Annotated in this window: 15 protein-coding genes and 1 riboswitch; of the genes, 8 read left to right on the top strand and 7 right to left on the bottom strand. The window is 75.0% G+C overall.

Annotated features, from left to right (window positions below; genetic code table 11):
* Positions 1 to 102 precede the first annotated feature (102 nt).
* Complete coding sequence (locus tag CP968_RS23130) at positions 103 to 264, bottom strand: hypothetical protein (RefSeq protein WP_031140725.1); 162 nt, start codon at positions 262 to 264, stop codon at positions 103 to 105.
* Positions 265 to 404: 140 nt separating this feature from the next.
* On the bottom strand, positions 405 to 1,067 hold the full coding sequence (locus CP968_RS23125; RefSeq protein ID WP_150519816.1) for a hypothetical protein: 663 nt from the start codon (positions 1,065 to 1,067) through the stop codon (positions 405 to 407).
* 113 nt (positions 1,068 to 1,180) lie between these two features.
* Here CP968_RS23125 and CP968_RS23120 point away from each other — a divergent pair, with 113 nt between their 5' ends.
* The gene (locus CP968_RS23120; RefSeq protein ID WP_150519815.1) at positions 1,181 to 1,483 is read left to right on the top strand and encodes a hypothetical protein; all 303 of its coding nucleotides are present in this window, start codon (positions 1,181 to 1,183) and stop codon (positions 1,481 to 1,483) included.
* A gap of 49 nt (positions 1,484 to 1,532) precedes the next feature.
* Here the strand turns inward: CP968_RS23120 and CP968_RS23115 are convergent, their stop codons facing one another.
* The 3 genes from CP968_RS23115 to CP968_RS23105 all read right to left on the bottom strand — a co-directional run bounded on the left by CP968_RS23115 (position 1,533) and on the right by CP968_RS23105 (position 4,775).
* Positions 1,533 to 2,621: a prenyltransferase/squalene oxidase repeat-containing protein gene (locus CP968_RS23115; RefSeq protein ID WP_150519814.1), complete on the bottom strand. Its 1,089-nt coding sequence runs from the start codon at positions 2,619 to 2,621 to the stop codon at positions 1,533 to 1,535.
* Positions 2,618 to 3,352, bottom strand: coding sequence for a class I SAM-dependent methyltransferase (locus CP968_RS23110; protein ID WP_150519813.1), 735 nt, complete (start codon positions 3,350 to 3,352; stop codon positions 2,618 to 2,620). The genes CP968_RS23115 and CP968_RS23110 overlap by 4 nt, the downstream gene beginning before the upstream one ends.
* A gap of 76 nt (positions 3,353 to 3,428) precedes the next feature.
* Positions 3,429 to 4,775: a glycosyltransferase family 4 protein gene (locus tag CP968_RS23105; protein WP_150519812.1), complete on the bottom strand. Its 1,347-nt coding sequence runs from the start codon at positions 4,773 to 4,775 to the stop codon at positions 3,429 to 3,431.
* Between the two features lie 311 nt (positions 4,776 to 5,086).
* Here CP968_RS23105 and CP968_RS23100 point away from each other — a divergent pair, with 311 nt between their 5' ends.
* Positions 5,087 to 5,710 carry a TetR family transcriptional regulator gene (locus tag CP968_RS23100; RefSeq protein WP_150519811.1) on the top strand — a complete coding sequence of 208 codons (624 nt, stop codon included), beginning with the start codon at positions 5,087 to 5,089 and terminating at the stop codon, positions 5,708 to 5,710.
* Between the two features lie 406 nt (positions 5,711 to 6,116).
* Here the strand turns inward: CP968_RS23100 and CP968_RS23090 are convergent, their stop codons facing one another.
* On the bottom strand, positions 6,117 to 6,350 hold the full coding sequence (locus tag CP968_RS23090) for a ferredoxin (RefSeq protein WP_150519810.1): 234 nt from the start codon (positions 6,348 to 6,350) through the stop codon (positions 6,117 to 6,119).
* Positions 6,350 to 7,831 (bottom strand): aldehyde dehydrogenase, encoded by a 1,482-nt coding sequence (locus CP968_RS23085; protein WP_150519809.1) that lies wholly within the window; start codon positions 7,829 to 7,831, stop codon positions 6,350 to 6,352. Before CP968_RS23085 ends, CP968_RS23090 begins: the two co-directional genes overlap by 1 nt.
* Positions 7,832 to 8,037: 206 nt before the next feature.
* Here CP968_RS23085 and CP968_RS23080 point away from each other — a divergent pair, with 206 nt between their 5' ends.
* From CP968_RS23080 to CP968_RS23055, 6 genes are all read left to right on the top strand, one after another.
* Complete coding sequence (locus tag CP968_RS23080; RefSeq protein ID WP_229886962.1) at positions 8,038 to 9,165, top strand: Strvi_7410 family MBL fold metallo-hydrolase; 1,128 nt, start codon at positions 8,038 to 8,040, stop codon at positions 9,163 to 9,165.
* Positions 9,166 to 9,292: 127 nt separating this feature from the next.
* Positions 9,293 to 9,361, top strand: a riboswitch (cobalamin riboswitch).
* A 140-nt stretch (positions 9,362 to 9,501) separates the two neighbouring features.
* Positions 9,502 to 10,767 carry an SCO2321 family membrane protein gene (locus CP968_RS23075; RefSeq protein ID WP_150519808.1) on the top strand — a complete coding sequence of 422 codons (1,266 nt, stop codon included), beginning with the start codon at positions 9,502 to 9,504 and terminating at the stop codon, positions 10,765 to 10,767.
* 152 nt (positions 10,768 to 10,919) lie between these two features.
* Positions 10,920 to 11,579, top strand: a complete 660-nt coding sequence (locus CP968_RS23070; protein ID WP_150519807.1) for an SCO2322 family protein — start codon at positions 10,920 to 10,922, stop codon at positions 11,577 to 11,579.
* Positions 11,576 to 12,862 carry an energy-coupling factor transporter transmembrane protein EcfT gene (locus CP968_RS23065; RefSeq protein ID WP_373304148.1) on the top strand — a complete coding sequence of 429 codons (1,287 nt, stop codon included), beginning with the start codon at positions 11,576 to 11,578 and terminating at the stop codon, positions 12,860 to 12,862. Before CP968_RS23070 ends, CP968_RS23065 begins: the two co-directional genes overlap by 4 nt.
* A complete protein-coding gene (locus tag CP968_RS23060) occupies positions 12,859 to 14,700 on the top strand; it encodes an ABC transporter ATP-binding protein (RefSeq protein WP_150519806.1) in 1,842 nt (613 codons plus the stop codon). The genes CP968_RS23065 and CP968_RS23060 overlap by 4 nt, the downstream gene beginning before the upstream one ends.
* Entirely contained in the window at positions 14,700 to 15,644 is a 945-nt protein-coding gene (locus CP968_RS23055) for an ECF transporter S component (RefSeq protein WP_373304149.1), read from the top strand. Before CP968_RS23060 ends, CP968_RS23055 begins: the two co-directional genes overlap by 1 nt.
* Positions 15,645 to 15,733: the final 89 nt, after the last annotated feature.

The raw sequence follows: 15,733 nt of genomic DNA, 5'->3' as shown, positions 1-15,733 counted from the left end.
GTATCCGCGCACACGACGGCATGGCGGTGGCCTGCCGTCCCATGTCGGATGGGACGGCAGGCCACCGCCATGCGGTGTCGCGACGGCGTCGGTGCCGTACGGCTACCAGCGGTACCAACGGCCGCTGCCGCCCTTGGGACGGGCGACGAAACCGATGAGCCACAGGATCAGGACCGCGATGGCGACCCACCAGAGAATCTTCACCGCGAAACCCGCGCCGAAGAGGATCAGGGCCAGCAGAAGAACGAGAAGCAGGGGAACCATAGTTATTACCTCCGAGACACCGTGTGCCCGACCGGCCCCCGCCCATGCACGCGATCTTATGTGTTTTTTATCCGAGCCGGCGGGCATGAGATCCCGCCGCCCCGGACGTCCTCAGGCCGCCGGCCGCCGGAGGCCGGCGGCTAGCCGCCCAGCTGCGAGAGGCTCGGGACCTGGTCGGTCACCGGGGCGCCCGCGCTCTTGCCGGCGTCCTTGACCCCACCGATCACGTTGTTGAACGCGTCGATGTCCGCGTCACCCGCCTGGCCCTTGCGGAGCTTGGTGCCGAGCCCCTTGAGGGACTCGATGCCGGCCGTGAGCGGGACCATCGCCTTCGACAGCAGCGGGTCGCCCTTGGCGTTGTCGGACGCCGCCTTCAGCCGGTTGTAGGCGAAGGCGCCGGCGAGCCCGGCCTTGACGAGCGCGAACGTGCGCCCCTTGGCGCCCTTCTTGAACTTGCCGGCGCGGTAGGGCTTGACGATCCACTGGTAGGTGGCGCCCGCCGCGAGCCCGGCGTTGGCGACGAACCGCGTCTTGGCGAACTTCTGCTTCTCCGCGCTCGTACTGGGCGAGGGCGTCGCCGCCGCGGCCTCGTCGGCCTCGTAGGCGGCCGGCACCGCGGCCGCGAGGGCGGCCAGCTCGGCGGCCGAGGCCATGGAGACGGTCTCCTCCTGGACGGAGGTGCTCTCCGCCCGGGGCTGGGCGGCCTGACCGCTGCCGCAGGCGGTGCCGCCCGCCAGCAGCGCCGTGGACAGGACCACGGCCGCGAGCGAGCGGCGGAATCGGACGGTGGTGGATACGGACACGATTGCCTCCGGGGACTGAGGTGTCCCCCGCAGCCTCACCCCCACGGCCCGCAACCGCCTTCTGGAGGGGCCCGTTCGGGTTTACGACACGCCCGGGCGGCAACACGCGGACCATGCCCACACACACGCGAGTGCGTACCCGAGGAAGCAGTCAGGCAGGCCGTGCCGTCGCACTTGTGGCGGACGTGCTCGCCTTCGTGATCGCCCTGTGGATCCTGCTGTACCTGCTGGATGCCAACCAGGGCAACGAACTGGTCAACTTCATCCACGACGCGGCCACTTGGCTCGCCGGCTGGTCCTACGACCTGTTCACCTTCAGCAAGGAATGGGTCCAGGTCGTCGTCGGCTACGGCCTGGCCGCCGTGGTGTACGTCTTCATCGGCCACATCGTCGCCGGCTGGCTCTACCGCCGCTGACCGCCGCCGCCGCGGCCGGGGCCCGCCCCGCGCCGCGGCGGTCGAGTGCTCAGCCGCAGCAGTCGGGCTCCAGCCCGGCCGGCAGCGACGCCCCGCCGAACACCCGGGTGGTGGCCTCGTCCCCGCCCAGCGCCGCCACCGCGAGCAGCAGCGACCCGGCCGTCCACGTCGTCTGCTCCTCGGGCCACACCGCGCCGTCCTGGAACACGTACCCGGTCCAGTACATGCCGTTGTCCGCGCGCAGGTGCGTGATCGACCGCAGCACCTCCCGCGCCCGCTCCGCCTCCCCCACGGCCCACAGCGCCAGCGCCAGCTCGCAGGACTCCCCGCCCGTCACCCACGGATTGGGCAGCACGCAGCGCACGCCCAGGCCCGGCACCACGAACTCCTCCCACCGCTCCGCGAGCCGCGCCCTGGCCGCGTCACCCGTCAGCGCGCCGCCCAGCACCGGGTAGTACCAGTCCATGGAGTAGCGGCCCTTGTCGAGGAACCGCTCCGGATGACGGCGCACCGCGTGCCCCAGCGCACCCGCGGCCAGCTCCCAGTCGGGCTGCGGCTCCCCGCGGTGCTCGGCGACGGCCAGCGCGCAGCGCAGCGCCTGGTGGATGGAGGACGAACCGGTCAGCAGGGCGTCGGTCACGGCCGTGCCGTCCGCCTCCCGCTTCCAGCCGATCTCCCCGCCCGGCTGCTGGAGGGCCAGCACCCACTCGACGGCCGCGTAGACGGCCGGCCACATGCGGTCGAGGAAGGACTCGTCGCCGGTGGCCAGGTAGTGGTGCCAGACGCCGACGGCTATGTAGGCGGTGAAGTTGCTCTCCCGGCCCGCGTCCTGCGGCTCGCCGGTGTCCACCCCGTCCGCCCGGTCGGCGTAGGCCGCGTACCAGGAGCCGTCCCGGTTCTGGTGCCGGGCCAGCCAGTCGTACGCCCGCCCGGCGGCCTCGTGCTCGCCCGCCGCGTCCAGCGCCATCGCCGCCTCGGTGTGGTCCCAGGGGTCGAGGTGGTGCCCGCGGAACCACGGGATGGCCCCGTCCGCCCGCTGGGCCGCGAGGATCCCGGCGACGGTCTCGGCGGCCTGCTCGGCGGTGAGCACCCCGTCCAGGACCAGGTGCTCCGGTTCGGTGCGCCCGGGCGAGGTCACTGGGCGGCGCCGACGGGCAGGTGCGGCTTCGTCGCGTACGCCACGAAGGACTTGCCGATGACCGGGTTCAGCGCCTGCTCCGCCAGGCGCGTGGCCAGCGGCTTCTTCATGATGTCCCAGACCAGCAGCTTGTGGTACGCCTTGACCGGCAGCGCCTTGTCGTTGTCGACGCCGAACGCGCACTTGAGCCACCAGTACGGGGAGTGCAGGCCGTGCGCGTGGTGCGTGCCGTACGGCTTGAGGCCCGCGGCCTCCATCTTGCCGAGCAGCTCGTCCGCCTTGTAGATGCGGATGTGGCCGCCCTCGACCTCGTGGTAGGCGTCGGAGAGCGCCCAGCAGACCTTCTCCGGGCCGTAGCGCGGGACGGTGACGGCGATGCGGCCGCCCGGCTTGAGGACGCGGACCATCTCGGCGAGCACGCCCTTGTCGTCGGGGATGTGCTCCATCACCTCGGAGATGATGACGACGTCGAAGGACTCGTCGGGGAAGGGCAGGGCCAGCGCGTCGCCCTCCATGGCGGTGGCGGTGGCGCCGGCGGGGGCCTCACCGGCCTCCTTCATGGCGGCGAACCACTTCGCGACCTCGCGGATCTCCTCGCCGTTGCGGTCGACGGCGACCACCTGGGCGCCTCTCCGGTAGCACTCGAAGGCGTGCCGGCCTGCGCCGCAGCCCAGGTCGAGTACGCGGTCGCCTGCGGCGAGCGGGAACCGGGAGAAATCGACGGTCAGCACGGGGTCCTGCCTTCGCTGTCGCGGGGGGTGCGGTGATGGTGCGGGGGGTGACTCGTGGAACGGAGGAGACGGAAGGTCACCGCGTACGGGCGGTACGGGACGTACGGGCGGTGGTCCGGGAGGTACCGGCGACGGCCTGCTCGATCGCGGCGCGGTAGTGCGCGACGGTGCCCTCGGCCGCCTTGGCCCAGGTGAACCGGGTCAGCACCCGCTCGCGCCCGGCCCCGCCGAGCCGGGCCCGCAGCTCGGCATCGCCCAGCAGCCGCCCGAGCGCGCCGGCCAGCGCCCCGGCGTCGCCGGGCGGCACGGCCAGGCAGGTCTCGCCGTCGGGGCCGGAGACCTCGGGGATCGCGCCGCCGGTGGTGGCGACGAGCGGGGTGCCCGTGGCCATGGCCTCGGCCGCCGGGAGCGAGAAGCCCTCGTACAGGGAGGGCACGCAGGCGATCTGGGCACTGCGCACGAGGTCGACGAGCTCGGTGTCGGTGATGCCCTTGACGAAGCGGACGGCGTCCTGGAGCCCGTACGTCTCGATCGCGCGGGCCACCGGCCCCTTCTCGGCGCGCTTGCCGACCACGACGAGGTGCGCCTCGGGCTGGTCGGTGCGCAGCTTGGCGAGGGCCTCGACGAGGTGGACGAGGCCCTTGAGCGGCACGTCGGCGCTGGAGGTGGTCACGATGCGGCCCGGCACCTCGGCCACGGACGCGTCGGGCGACCACAGGTCGGTGTCGGCACCGATGTGGACCACGTGGATGCGGTCGTCGCGGACACCGAGGTGGTGGGCGATCTCCTGCTGGGAGGAGCCCGAGACGGTGAGCACGGAGGGCAGTCGGCGCGCGACGCGGCCCTGCATGCGGGTGAAGGCGTACCAGCGGCGGACGGAGGCGCGCCTGCGCCGGTCCTTGGCGGCGTCGAGGTCCAACTGCCGGTCCACCGTGATGGGGTGGTGGATGGTGGTGACCAGCGGCGCACCGAGGTCGGCCAACAGGCCGTAGCCGAGCGTCTGGTTGTCGTGGATCACGTCGAACTCGCCCGCGCGGGAGGCGAGGTGGCGCCGGGCCCGCAGCGAGAAGGTCAGCGGCTCGGGAAACCCGCCGGTCCACATGGTGGCGACCTCGACGGCGTCGATCCAGTCCCGGTACTCGCCCCGCTTGGGGGTGCGGAACGGGTCGGGCTGCCGGTACAGGTCGAGACTGGGTAGCTCGGTGAGCGTGGCCCCCGTGTCGAGGACCGGGTAGGGCTGCGCACCGATCACCTCGACGGAGTGCCCCAGCCGGACCAGCTCGCGCGCGAGGTGTCGGACGTAGACGCCCTGGCCGCCGCAGAACGGGTTCCCCTTATAGGTGAGGAGTGCGATGCGCAACGGGCGGTCGCCGTCAGTGGCGGAACCCGCGAAAGGGCTCGTCACCATGGCCTCAGCGCTCACTCTCGGCCCCCATCTCCCTGCACTTTCGCCGGAGCGTAACCGCTCGCATAATGTAGAACAAGTTCCAGACTTGATCCGTCGAAGACCATTGAATCTACCGGCCGGAAACCACACCGTAAGAGGCGGAGCAGGTGATTCGCGCCACGGCTCCGGCGCCTGACATGCTGACCCCGGATCAGCCCGGAACCAGCACGAACCAGCCCCGAACCGGCCCCGGTCCGGCCCCGGATCAGCCCACGCAACGACACGGAACGCCCCACCACGACCCTGCAACGACACGGAACGACATGGAACGCCATGGAACGGGACACATGACAGCGGAAGCGAAGGCCGTCACCACGCCGGCGTCTCCTCCCCTGACGGAGCGCCAGGAGGCGCGCCGCCGCCGGATCCTGCACGCGAGTGCCCAGCTGGCCAGCCGGGGCGGCTTCGACGCCGTCCAGATGCGCGAGGTCGCCGAGTCCTCCAGCGTGGCCCTGGGCACCCTCTACCGGTACTTCCCGTCCAAGGTGCACCTGCTCGTCGCCACCATGCAGGACCAGCTCCAGCACATGCACACCACGCTGCGCAAACGCCCTCCGGCGGGCGACGATCCCGCGGCCCGGGTGGCGGAGACCCTGATGCGCGCCTTCCGCGCCCTCCAGCGGGAGCCCCACCTGGCCGACGCGATGGTGCGGGCCCTGACCTTCGCGGACCGCAGCGTGAGCCCCGAGGTCGACACGGTGTCGCGGCTGACGACGGCGATCATCCTGGACGCGATGGACCTCGCCGCCCCGCCCACGGCGGAACAACTCTCGGCGGTCCGGGTCATCGAACACACCTGGCACTCGGCCCTGATCACCTGGCTGTCGGGCCGCGCGTCGATAGCCCAAGTCAAGATCGACATAGAAACGGTCTGCCGCCTGATCGACCTGACGGCCCCCGAAAAGGCCTGATGTTGTTGGTGGGGCGGGGCGGGCCGGGCCGGGGAGGGGCGGGCCGGCGCGCCCTCCCACGGGGGAGGCCGACGGCCTCGTCCCACACCGCCCGTACCGCGGCCGCGGTAGCCGCCTTCAGGACGCCGTCCGCGCGCAGGTTCCGGATGGCGCCGCGGACGTCCCCGTCGCGGCCGCTCAGCGGTCCGCCCCGGAAGGACGGCGGCCCGCCGGTGGCGTCCACGCGCCGGAGGACCGCGACGAAGCGTCGGGAACGCGCGGCAGCCGTACGACCAGGTCCTCGCCCAGCCGGTACATGGCGTTGTCGGTGCCGACGGACCGCACCCGTGCGAGGGGGAGGCCCGCCCACCGGGGGAACCCCGGCCGGCCCGCTCGCCGGCGGCCCGCGCGCGCCGCCTCGGCCCCCTCAGTCCTCCGGAGGGAAGACCGGTTCGCCGGTCGCGGCCAGGGTGATGAGGATGGCTTCGACCGGGCAGCCTTCGGCCGCCGTCAGGACCGGTTCGTTCGCGTCCGTCTGCGGTGCGCGCGGGTGGGACTGGCGGGCCGAGTCGAGGGCGAAGCCGTCCGGGGCGTGGTTGACGCACATCCCCGAGCCGATGCAGACGCCCCGGTCCACCTCGACCTGCCAGCGGTCTCCCATCAGGCACCCGCCCCGGACCCGCCGGCGGCGGTGTAGCCCCCGGGCAGGTGGATCATCTTGTGCTCCAGGTACTCGCCGAGCCCCTCCGGGCCGAACTCCCGCCCGAGGCCGCTGTCCTTGTAGCCGCCGAACGGGCCCAGCATGTCCAGGCTGAAGGTGTTCACGTTGAAGGTTCCGGTGCGCACGCCGCGGGCGAAGTCGATGCCGTGCTCGACGTCCGCGGTCCAGACGCTGCCGCTCAGGCCGAAGTCGGAGTCGTTGGCGATGCGCGCGGCCTCCGCCTCGTCCCCGTACGGGATCAGGCAGACGACCGGCCCGAAGATCTCCTCGCGGGCGATCCGCATGGAGTTGTCGACGTCGCCGAAGAGGGTGGGCTCCACGTACCAGCCCCGGTCGCGGCCCGCCGGGCGGCCGCCGCCGGTGAGGATCTTGGCGCCTTCCTCCTGGCCGATGCGGATGTAGTCGAGGGAGCGCTGCTGCTGGCGCCGGGCGACGAGCGGGCCGAGCTGGGTGGCGGGGTCGAGCGGGTCGCCGACGACCAGGGCGCCGGCCGCGGCGGCGAGGGCCTCGGCGACCTCTCCGTAGCGGCTGCGCGGGGCGAGGATCCGGGTCTGGGCCACGCACGCCTGGCCGTTGTTCATCCAGGCGGCGGGGACGATCCCGGCGATGGTGGATTCGAGGTCGGCGTCGGGCAGGACGACGGCGGCGGACTTGCCGCCGAGTTCGAGGGTGACGCGGGTGAGGTTGCGCGCGGCGACCTCCATCACGCGCCTGCCCGCGGCGACCGATCCGGTGAAGGCCACCTTGTCCACGCCGGGGTGGCCGACGAGGTACTCGCTGACCTCGCGGTCGGCGGGCAGGATCGACAGGACGCCCTCCGGCACCCCGGCCTCGCGGGCGATGTCGGCGAGGATGTAGGAGTCGAGGGGGGCTTCCGGCGACGGCTTGAGGATGACCGTGCAGCCGCTGAGCAGGGCGGGCGCGAGCTTGGCGGCGGCCACGAACTGCGGGACGTTCCAGGGGATGACGGCGGCCACGACCCCGACCGGTTCGCGGCGCACCAGGATCGGCCCGAGGGCGCCCTGGCGGTGCTCCTCGTACGGGTAGGCGCGCGCGACGTTGATCGCGGCGTCGTAGACCATCATCGGGCCGAGGGCCTGGGCCAGGACGCTCCAGGAGTAGGGGGAGCCGTTCTGGGAGCTGATCGAGCGGGCGATCTCCTCGTGGCGGACGGCGATGGCGTCCTTGATCCGGGTGACGACCTCGATCCGCTCGTCGAGGCTCATCCGGGGCCAGGGGCCGGAGTCGAAGGCGGTGCGCGCCGCCGCCACCGCCCGGTCGACGTCCGCGTTCGAGGCGTGCGGGACGGATCCGATGACCTGTTCGGTGTGGGGCGAGACGACCTCGATCGTCCCGGTGCCCAGCGGATCCGTCCACTCTCCGCCGATGAACAGCTGTCCGTGTTCCACGAGCTCCGTCATGGCTGGTGCCTCCTGCGGCTTGGCGTTCCCGAACTGATACCAGTTCTAGTTCCAGGAGTCCACGGCCAGGGCGGAACGACGGGAAAGATCCAACGACTAGTCAGAACGGCGTGAAGATGGTCGACTTGGGCGACTACTGGAACAGGTTCTCGTCCGTGGGTCGGAGCAGGGACAGGCCGATGACAGACCGAAGACAGGGGGCCCTCATGCCAGAGGACACACCGCACACGACCCCGCCCACCGCCCCGCAGGGCGCACCGCCCCGGACGCCGGCCCCCGCCCCCGCGGCTCCCGGGGTCACCGACCACGGCGGGGGCGTGTGGGCGATCAAGGTCCCCATCCCGGACAACCCCCTCGGACACACCCTCGTCCACCTCCTCGACACCGACCGCGGCCCCGTCCTCGTCGACACCGGGTGGGACGACCCCGACTCCTGGGACACCCTGTGCGCCGGCCTCGCCGCCCTCGGCACCTCCGTCGATGACGTCCACGGCGTCGTCATCACCCACCACCACCCCGACCACCACGGCCTCTCCGGCCGGGTCCGCGAGGCCTCCGGCGCGTGGATCGCCATGCACGCCGCCGACACCGAGGTCGTCGTGCGCACCCGGTCCTCCGAGCCCGGCGTCTGGTTCGACTACATGAGCGAGAAGCTCACCGCCGCCGGAGCCCCCGAGGAGCACGTCGCCCCGCTGCGCGCCGCCCGGGCGAGCGGCCGGCTGCGGACCCTGCCCGGGCTGCGGGCCGCCGTGCCCGACCGCGAGATCGTCCCCGCCGAGCTGCTCCCGCTCGCCGGCCGCAGGCTGCGCGCGATCTGGACGCCCGGCCACACCCCCGGCCACGTCTGCCTCCACCTGGAGGAACGGCACCCCGCCGACCTCCCCGGCAACGGCCGGCTCTTCTCCGGCGACCACCTGCTGCCCGGGATCTCCCCGCACATCGGCCTGTACGAGGCCCCCGACGAGCACGGCGTCACCCGGGTCACCGACCCCCTCGGCGACTACCTCGACTCCCTCGAACGCATCGGGAGGCTGCGCCCCGCCGAGGTGCTCCCGGCCCACCAGCACGCCTTCACCGACGCCCCCGCCCGCGTGCGGGAGCTGCTGGACCACCACGAGGAGCGGCTGACCGGCCTGTGGGAGCTGCTGGCCGAACCCCTGACCCCGTGGGCGCTGGCCGAGCGGATGGAGTGGAACCGCCCCTGGGAGCAGATCCCGTACGGCTCCCGCACCATCGCCGTCTCCGAAGCGGAAGCCCATCTGCGGCGGCTGGTGAAGCAGGGCCGCGCCGAGGCCGTCCCGGGCAGCGGGCCGGTGGAGTACCGGGCGGTGTAGACCCGGCGGCCGCGGGCGGAACGCGGCGCCGGGCGCGCGTCCGGCAAGGGGCCCCGGGGGCCTGCGCCCCGGGCCGGGTGGACGTGGGCCGGTAGAGTGAACCCGTCGTCCACACTTCCGTACGGGGGGAAGCCGGTGCGATTCCGGCGCTGACCCGCAACCGTGACCCACTCCGGCGCCGTCCGGGCGGGGAGCCGGACTGCCCCGGGGCGGAGGTGCGCGGCTCGTGCCGCCGGGTTCCCCGGCGGCCGGCACCGTCGAGGTACACGGGGCCGGAGCCCGGTGCCTGCGCGTGCCTGCCTCCCGCTCCCCAGCACGAGAGGCACCACCCGCCCCATGAACGTCCGCCGCGGCGCCGCCGCGCTCGCCGCCTCCGCCGTGCTCTGCGCGGGTGCCGCCCCCGCGGCCCTCGCCGACACCGCCCCGCCCGCCTCCCCCTCGGCGCCGCCCGTGATCCCCTCCGGCCTGTACGGGAAGGCCGACCCGACGTACGACGGCGTGTGGCGGCAGTCCTTCGCGCTCCTCGCCCAGCACACGGTCGGCGTCAAGCCGGCCGCGCAGGCCGTCGACTGGCTGGTCGGGCAGAGCTGCGCGAGCGGGGCCTACGCCTCGTTCCGCGCCGACCCGGGCACGGCCTGCGACGACAAGACGATGTACGACACCAACGCCGCCGCGGCCGCCGTGCAGGCGCTCACCGCCCTCGGCGGGCAGGACGCGGCCGTCCGCAGGACGGTGGACTGGCTGAAGTCCGTACAGAACGAGGACGGCGGCTGGGCCTACGTCCCGGGCAGCCCGAGCGAGGCCAACTCCACCTCCCTGGTCATCAGCGCGCTCGCGGTGGCCGGGGAGAAGCCGGCCGAGGTCAGGTCGAAGGCGGGGAAGTCGGCGTACGAGGGCCTGCTCCCCTTCCAGCTGGGCTGTTCCGCCGAGCCGGCCGCCGACCGGGGCTCCTTCGCCTACCAGCCGGTCGACGGCAAGCTGCTCGCCAACCCGGACGCCACCGCCGCCGCGACCCTGGCCGGCCTGGGCCGGGGTGCGGCCGTGCCGCCGCCCGCCGAGGACACCCCGGCCGCCCCGCTCGCCTGCCCGGCGCCGGCCGCCGCCGACCCGGCGTCCGCCGCGCGGAGCGCCGCCCAGGGAGCCGCCGGCTACCTCGCCGAGGCCCTGAGGAAGGACGGCCACCTCACCGCCGTGACCCCGGGCGCCGACCAGCCGACCCCCGACACCGGCAACACCGCCGACGCGGTGATCGCGCTGGCCGCGGCCGGCCACGAGCAGTCGGCGGCGGGCGCGCTGGAGTGGCTGAAGGCCAACTCGGCTGCGTGGGCGAAGGGCAGCCCGGCGGCGCTGGGCACCCTGGTGCTGGCCGCGCACGCCACGGGCACGGACCCGAAGTCCTTCGGCGGCGCCGACCTGGTCGCCGAGCTGAACGCGACCGGCCCGGCGCCGCAGGGCGCGGACACCGGCGCGACCACGGTGGAGAGCGAGAGGTCCGGGGGCTCCGGCGGCCAGAACGTCTGGTGGATCGTCGGTGCGGGCGCCGCGGCCGGCACGGGCATCGGCATCCTGCTGAGCGGACGCCGCAAGAAGAACCAGCTCTGATGCACGCCCGCCCTGCCGCCGACCCGCCCGTCCACCCGCCCCTTCACCGCGGCGGTCGCCGGTCCGCGCACCCGGGCGGGCACCGGCCCGGTCGCCGGTCCGGCCGTCGGCCCGATCGCCGTCGCGCGCCGCGTCCGCGTCCGCTCGCCCCGGTGCCGGCCTTCGTGGCCGCGCTCGCCCTGGGCGGGCTGCTGGCCGTGGTGGCCGCCGCGCCCGCGCTGGCGGTCGGGTACCGCTACTGGTCGTTCTGGGACGGCGGTTCGGGCGGGCAGTGGACCTACGCGACGCAGGGCCCGTCCGCCCGGCCGGCGGACGGTTCCGTGCGGGGCTTCCGCTTCGCGGTGAGCCAGGACGAGGCGGCCCGGGCGGCGCAGCCGCGCACCGGGGCCGACTTCGCGGCCGTCTGCGGCGCCACCGCCCCGGTGGAGGGCCGCAAACGGGTGGCCCTGGTCCTGGACTTCGGCCTGCCCGCTGACGCCCCGGCCGGCGAGGCCCCGCCGCAGGACGCCCCGCGCACGGCGTGCGCGCAGGTGGCCCCGGACGCGACGACGGCCGAGGCGCTGGCCGAGGTCGCCAAACCGCTGCGCTACAACGGTGCGGCGCTGCTGTGCGCGATCTCCGGCTACCCGAAGCAGGGCTGCGGCGACCAGGTCGCGGGGGGCTCGGCCCAGCCGTCCGCGCCGTCCCCGGCGCCCGCCGCGGCCGACGCGGAGTCCGGCGGCGGCCCCTCCGCGGGCCTGCTGGCCGGCGTCGCGGCGGTCGCCGCCCTGGCCGCGGCCGCCTTCTGGCAGTCCCGCCGCCGCACCCGATGACCTCCTCCAGCGCCCCGCGCCGGCCCGGTCCGCCCGTCGGACCCGCCCCGGACCCGGCCGGTCCGCCCACCGGCTCCGGGCCGCCGGGCCCGACCGGTCCGGCCCGGACTCGGGCCGCCGCAACCCGCGCCACCGCTCCGGCCCCGGCCCGGGCCGGTGCGGAGGCGTACGGGCGGCGCGGGCACTGGCAGCCGCCAGAGGCGAGCCGCGGCAACGCACTGCACGCCGGCGCGTGGTGGCTGTGGGCCCTCGGGCTGGCCACGGCCGCCTCCCGCACCACCAATCCGCTGCTCCTGGGCCTGGTCGTCGGCGTGGCCGGCTACGTCGTCGCGGCCCGCCGCACCGACGCGCCCTGGGCCCGTTCGTACGGGGCCTTCCTCAAGCTCGGCGTCGTCGTCATCGGCCTGCGCCTGCTGTTCTCCGTGCTGCTCGGCTCCCCCATCCCCGGCTCGCACACCCTCTTCGGCCTCCCCGAGGTCCCGCTCCCCGCCTGGGCCCAGGGCATCCGCTTCGGCGGCCGGGTCACCGCCGAGCAGTTGGTCTTCGCCTTCTACGACGGCGCCAAGCTGGCCACCCTGCTCGTCTGCGTGGGCGCCGCGAACGCCCTCGCCAATCCGGCCCGGCTCCTGAAGTCCCTGCCGGCCGCCCTCTACGAGGCCGGGGTCGCCGTCGTCGTCGCCATGACGTTCGCGCCGAACATGGTCGCCGACGTCGCCCGGCTGCGGACCGCCCGCCGGCTGCGCGGCCGCCCCACCGGCGGGGTGCGGGCCGTGCTGCAGATCGGCCTGCCGGTCCTGGAGGGCGCCCTGGAACGGTCGGTCGCGACCGCCGCGTCGATGGACGCGCGCGGCTACGGGCGGACGGCCGAGGTGCCGCCCGCCGTCCGGCACACCACCAACGCGCTGACCCTCGGCGGACTCCTCGGAATGTGCGCGGGCACCTACGGGCTGCTCGCCGCCGAGGGCGCCGCGTACGGCCTGCCCGTGCTCGGCATCGGCCTGGTCCTGGCCTTGGCGGGCCTGCGGCTGGGCGGGCGCCGGTCGGTGCGCACCCGCTACCGGCCCGACCGGTGGGGCGCGCGCGCCTGGCTGGTGTCCGGTTCGGGCGCGGCCGTGGCCGCCCTGCTCGTGCACGCGGCCTCCGTCGATCCGGAGGGCCTGCGCCCGGGTGTGGTGCCGCTGGTCGCGCCCGAACTGCCGCTGTGGCCGGCGGCCGCGATCCTGATCGGTCTGCTGCCCGCCTTCGTGGCGCCCGTACCCCCAGCCAAGGAGTCGTCCCGGTGATCCGCTTCGAACAGGTGTCGGTCACCTACGACGGCGCGTCCGCGCCCTGCCTCCAGGGTGTGGACCTGGTGGTTCCCGAGGGCGAGCTGACGCTTCTCGTCGGTCCGTCGGGGGTCGGCAAGTCCACCCTGCTGGGAGCCGTCTGCGGGCTGGTCCCGCACTTCACGGGCGGGACCCTGCGCGGGCGGGTGACGGTCGCGGGCCGCGACACGCGCACGCACCGGCCGCGCGAGCTGGCGGACGTGGTGGGCACGGTGGGGCAGGACCCCCTCGCGCACTTCGTGACGGACGTGGTGGAGGACGAGCTCGCGTACGGCATGGAGTCCCTGGGGCTGCCGCCCGCGGTGATGCGGCGCCGGGTGGAGGAGACCCTGGACCTCCTCGGGCTGAACGAACTGCGCGACCGGCCCATCGCCACCCTGTCGGGCGGCCAGCAGCAGCGCGTCGCGATCGGGTCGGTGCTGACCCCGCACCCGCGGGTGCTGGTGCTCGACGAGCCGACGTCGGCCCTGGACCCGGCGGCGGCCGAGGAGGTCCTCGCCGTGCTCCAGCGGCTGGTCCACGACCTGGGCACCACCGTCCTGATGGCGGAGCACCGGCTGGAGCGGGTGGTGCAGTACGCCGACCGGGTGCTGCTGCTGCCCGCCCCCGGGGCCGCGCCCGTGCTGGGTTCCCCGGCCCGGATCATGGCCCTCTCGCCCGTCCACCCGCCGGTGGTGGCCCTGGGCCGCCTCGCGGACTGGTCCCCGCTCCCCCTGTCGGTCCGCGACGCCCGCCGGCTGGCCGCCCCCCTCCGCTCGCGCCTGGCTGCGCCCGCCGCCGCCCGGCCCCGCCCCGGCCCCGCGACCGCGGCCGGCCCCACCACCGGCCACGGCCACGCGCCCGACCCCGACCCCGACCTCGGCGCCGGGCCCGCGCCCGTGGCCGTGGCCCGAGCCGACGCCGCTCCCGCCGGGGCCGCGCCGGCCGCCCCCGCGGTGTCCCGTACCGGGCTCTTCGCGCGGCTGCTCCGGCGGGACGCGCCCGCTTCCGTCCGCGCGCCCGCGGACCCGCCGGGCGCGGGGCCGGCCGAGGTGCGCGGGCTGGGCGTGCGGCGCGGCCGGGTCGAGGTGCTGCGCGGCATCGACCTGCGGGTGGCGCGGGGCGAGACGGTGGCCCTGATGGGCCGCAACGGCGCCGGCAAGTCCACCCTGCTGTCCGCGCTCGTCGGCACGGTCGCCCCCGCCTCCGGTTCGGTGCGCGTCGGCGGCCACGTCCCGCACCTGACGGCGCCGCCCGAGATGGTGCGCCGGGTCGGCCTGGTCCCGCAGGAGCCCCGCGACCTGCTGTACGCCGACACGGTCGCCGCCGAGTGCGCCGCCGCCGACTCCGACGCCGGGGCGGCGCCGGGCACCTGCCGGGGTCTGGTCAGCGCACTGCTCCCGGACGTGGCCGACGACACGCACCCCCGCGACCTCTCCGAGGGGCAGCGGCTCGCCCTGGCGCTGGCCCTGGTGCTGACCGGCCGCCCCGAGCTGCTGCTCCTCGACGAGCCCACCCGCGGCCTGGACTACGCCGCCAAGGCCCGGCTGATCGACGTCCTGCGGGCCCTCGCGGCCGAGGGCCACGCCATCGTGCTGGCCACGCACGACGTGGAGCTGGCGGCCGAGCTGGTCGACCGGGTGGTGATCCTGGCGGGCGGCGAGATCGTCGCGGACGGTCCGACCGCCGAGGTCGTGGTGTCCTCCCCGGCCTTCGCACCGCAGGTGGCGAAGGTGCTGGCGCCGGGCCACTGGCTCACCGTGAGCCAGGTCGCCGCGGCCCTGGCCGCGGCGGGGACGGAGGCGCGGACCCCGTGATCCGCCGCCCCGGCCGCCCCCGGCCCGCCCTCGCCGCCGGCCCCGCACGCCCGGCCCGGCCCCCACGCCCGGCCCGCCCGGTACGGATCGGGCCGCGCGCGGCCGTCGCCCTCGCCCTGGTCGGCCTCATCGGCATCGCGGCCTTCGGCTGGCCGCTCCTCGCCGACCGGCAGTCCGGCCTGGCCCACTCCCAGGACGCCCCGTGGCTCTTCGCCGCGCTGCTCCCGCTGCTCGTCGCGGTGGTGGTCGCGACCATCGCGGACCACGGCATGGACGCCAAGGCGGTGGCGATGCTCGGCGTGCTCGCGGCCGTGGGGGCCGCGCTGAGACCGCTGGGTGCCGGGACGGCGGGGCTGGAGCCCATGTTCTTCCTGATGGTGCTCAGCGGCCGGGTGCTCGGCCCCGGCTTCGGCTTCGTCCTCGGTTCGGTGACGATGTTCGCGTCGGCGCTGCTGACGGGCGGGGTCGGGCCGTGGATGCCGTTCCAGATGCTGGCGCTGGGCTGGTTCTCGCTGGGCGCGGGGCTGCTGCCGGGCCCCGAGCGCATCCGGGGCCGGGCGGAGCTGCTGATGCTGGCGGCGTACGGCTGCGCGGGCTCGTTCGCGTACGGCACCGTCATGAACCTCCAGGGCTGGGTGATGCTGCAGGGCATGGGGCAGGGCGTCTCCTTCCACCCCGGCGATCCGGTGGGGGCGAACCTGACGCGCTTCCTCGCCTACTGCCTGGCCACCTCGGTGGGCTGGGACCTGGGGCGGGCGGCGCTGACGGTCGTCCTGACGCTGACGCTGGGCGGCACGCTGCTGAAGGCGCTGCGCCGGGCGACCCGGAAGGCCGCGTTCGATGCGCCGGTGGCCTTCGATCCGTCGGAGGAAGAGCCGCCCGGGCTTGCTCTCAACGGTGCACGGGTGGGCACCGAGGGTGACATCGGGGCACCGCGCCGGTGACTCGTCCCACAGGACGTACGTCACATACGAACGGAAATAGTAGTCTTTATGCGCCCCGTATGGCCCCCTTCGGAGCCGCTTCGACCTGC

This window comes from Streptomyces subrutilus (assembly GCF_008704535.1).
GTDB lineage: Bacteria > Actinomycetota > Actinomycetes > Streptomycetales > Streptomycetaceae > Streptomyces > Streptomyces subrutilus.
This window is presented reverse-complemented; position numbering and strand designations above follow the sequence as displayed.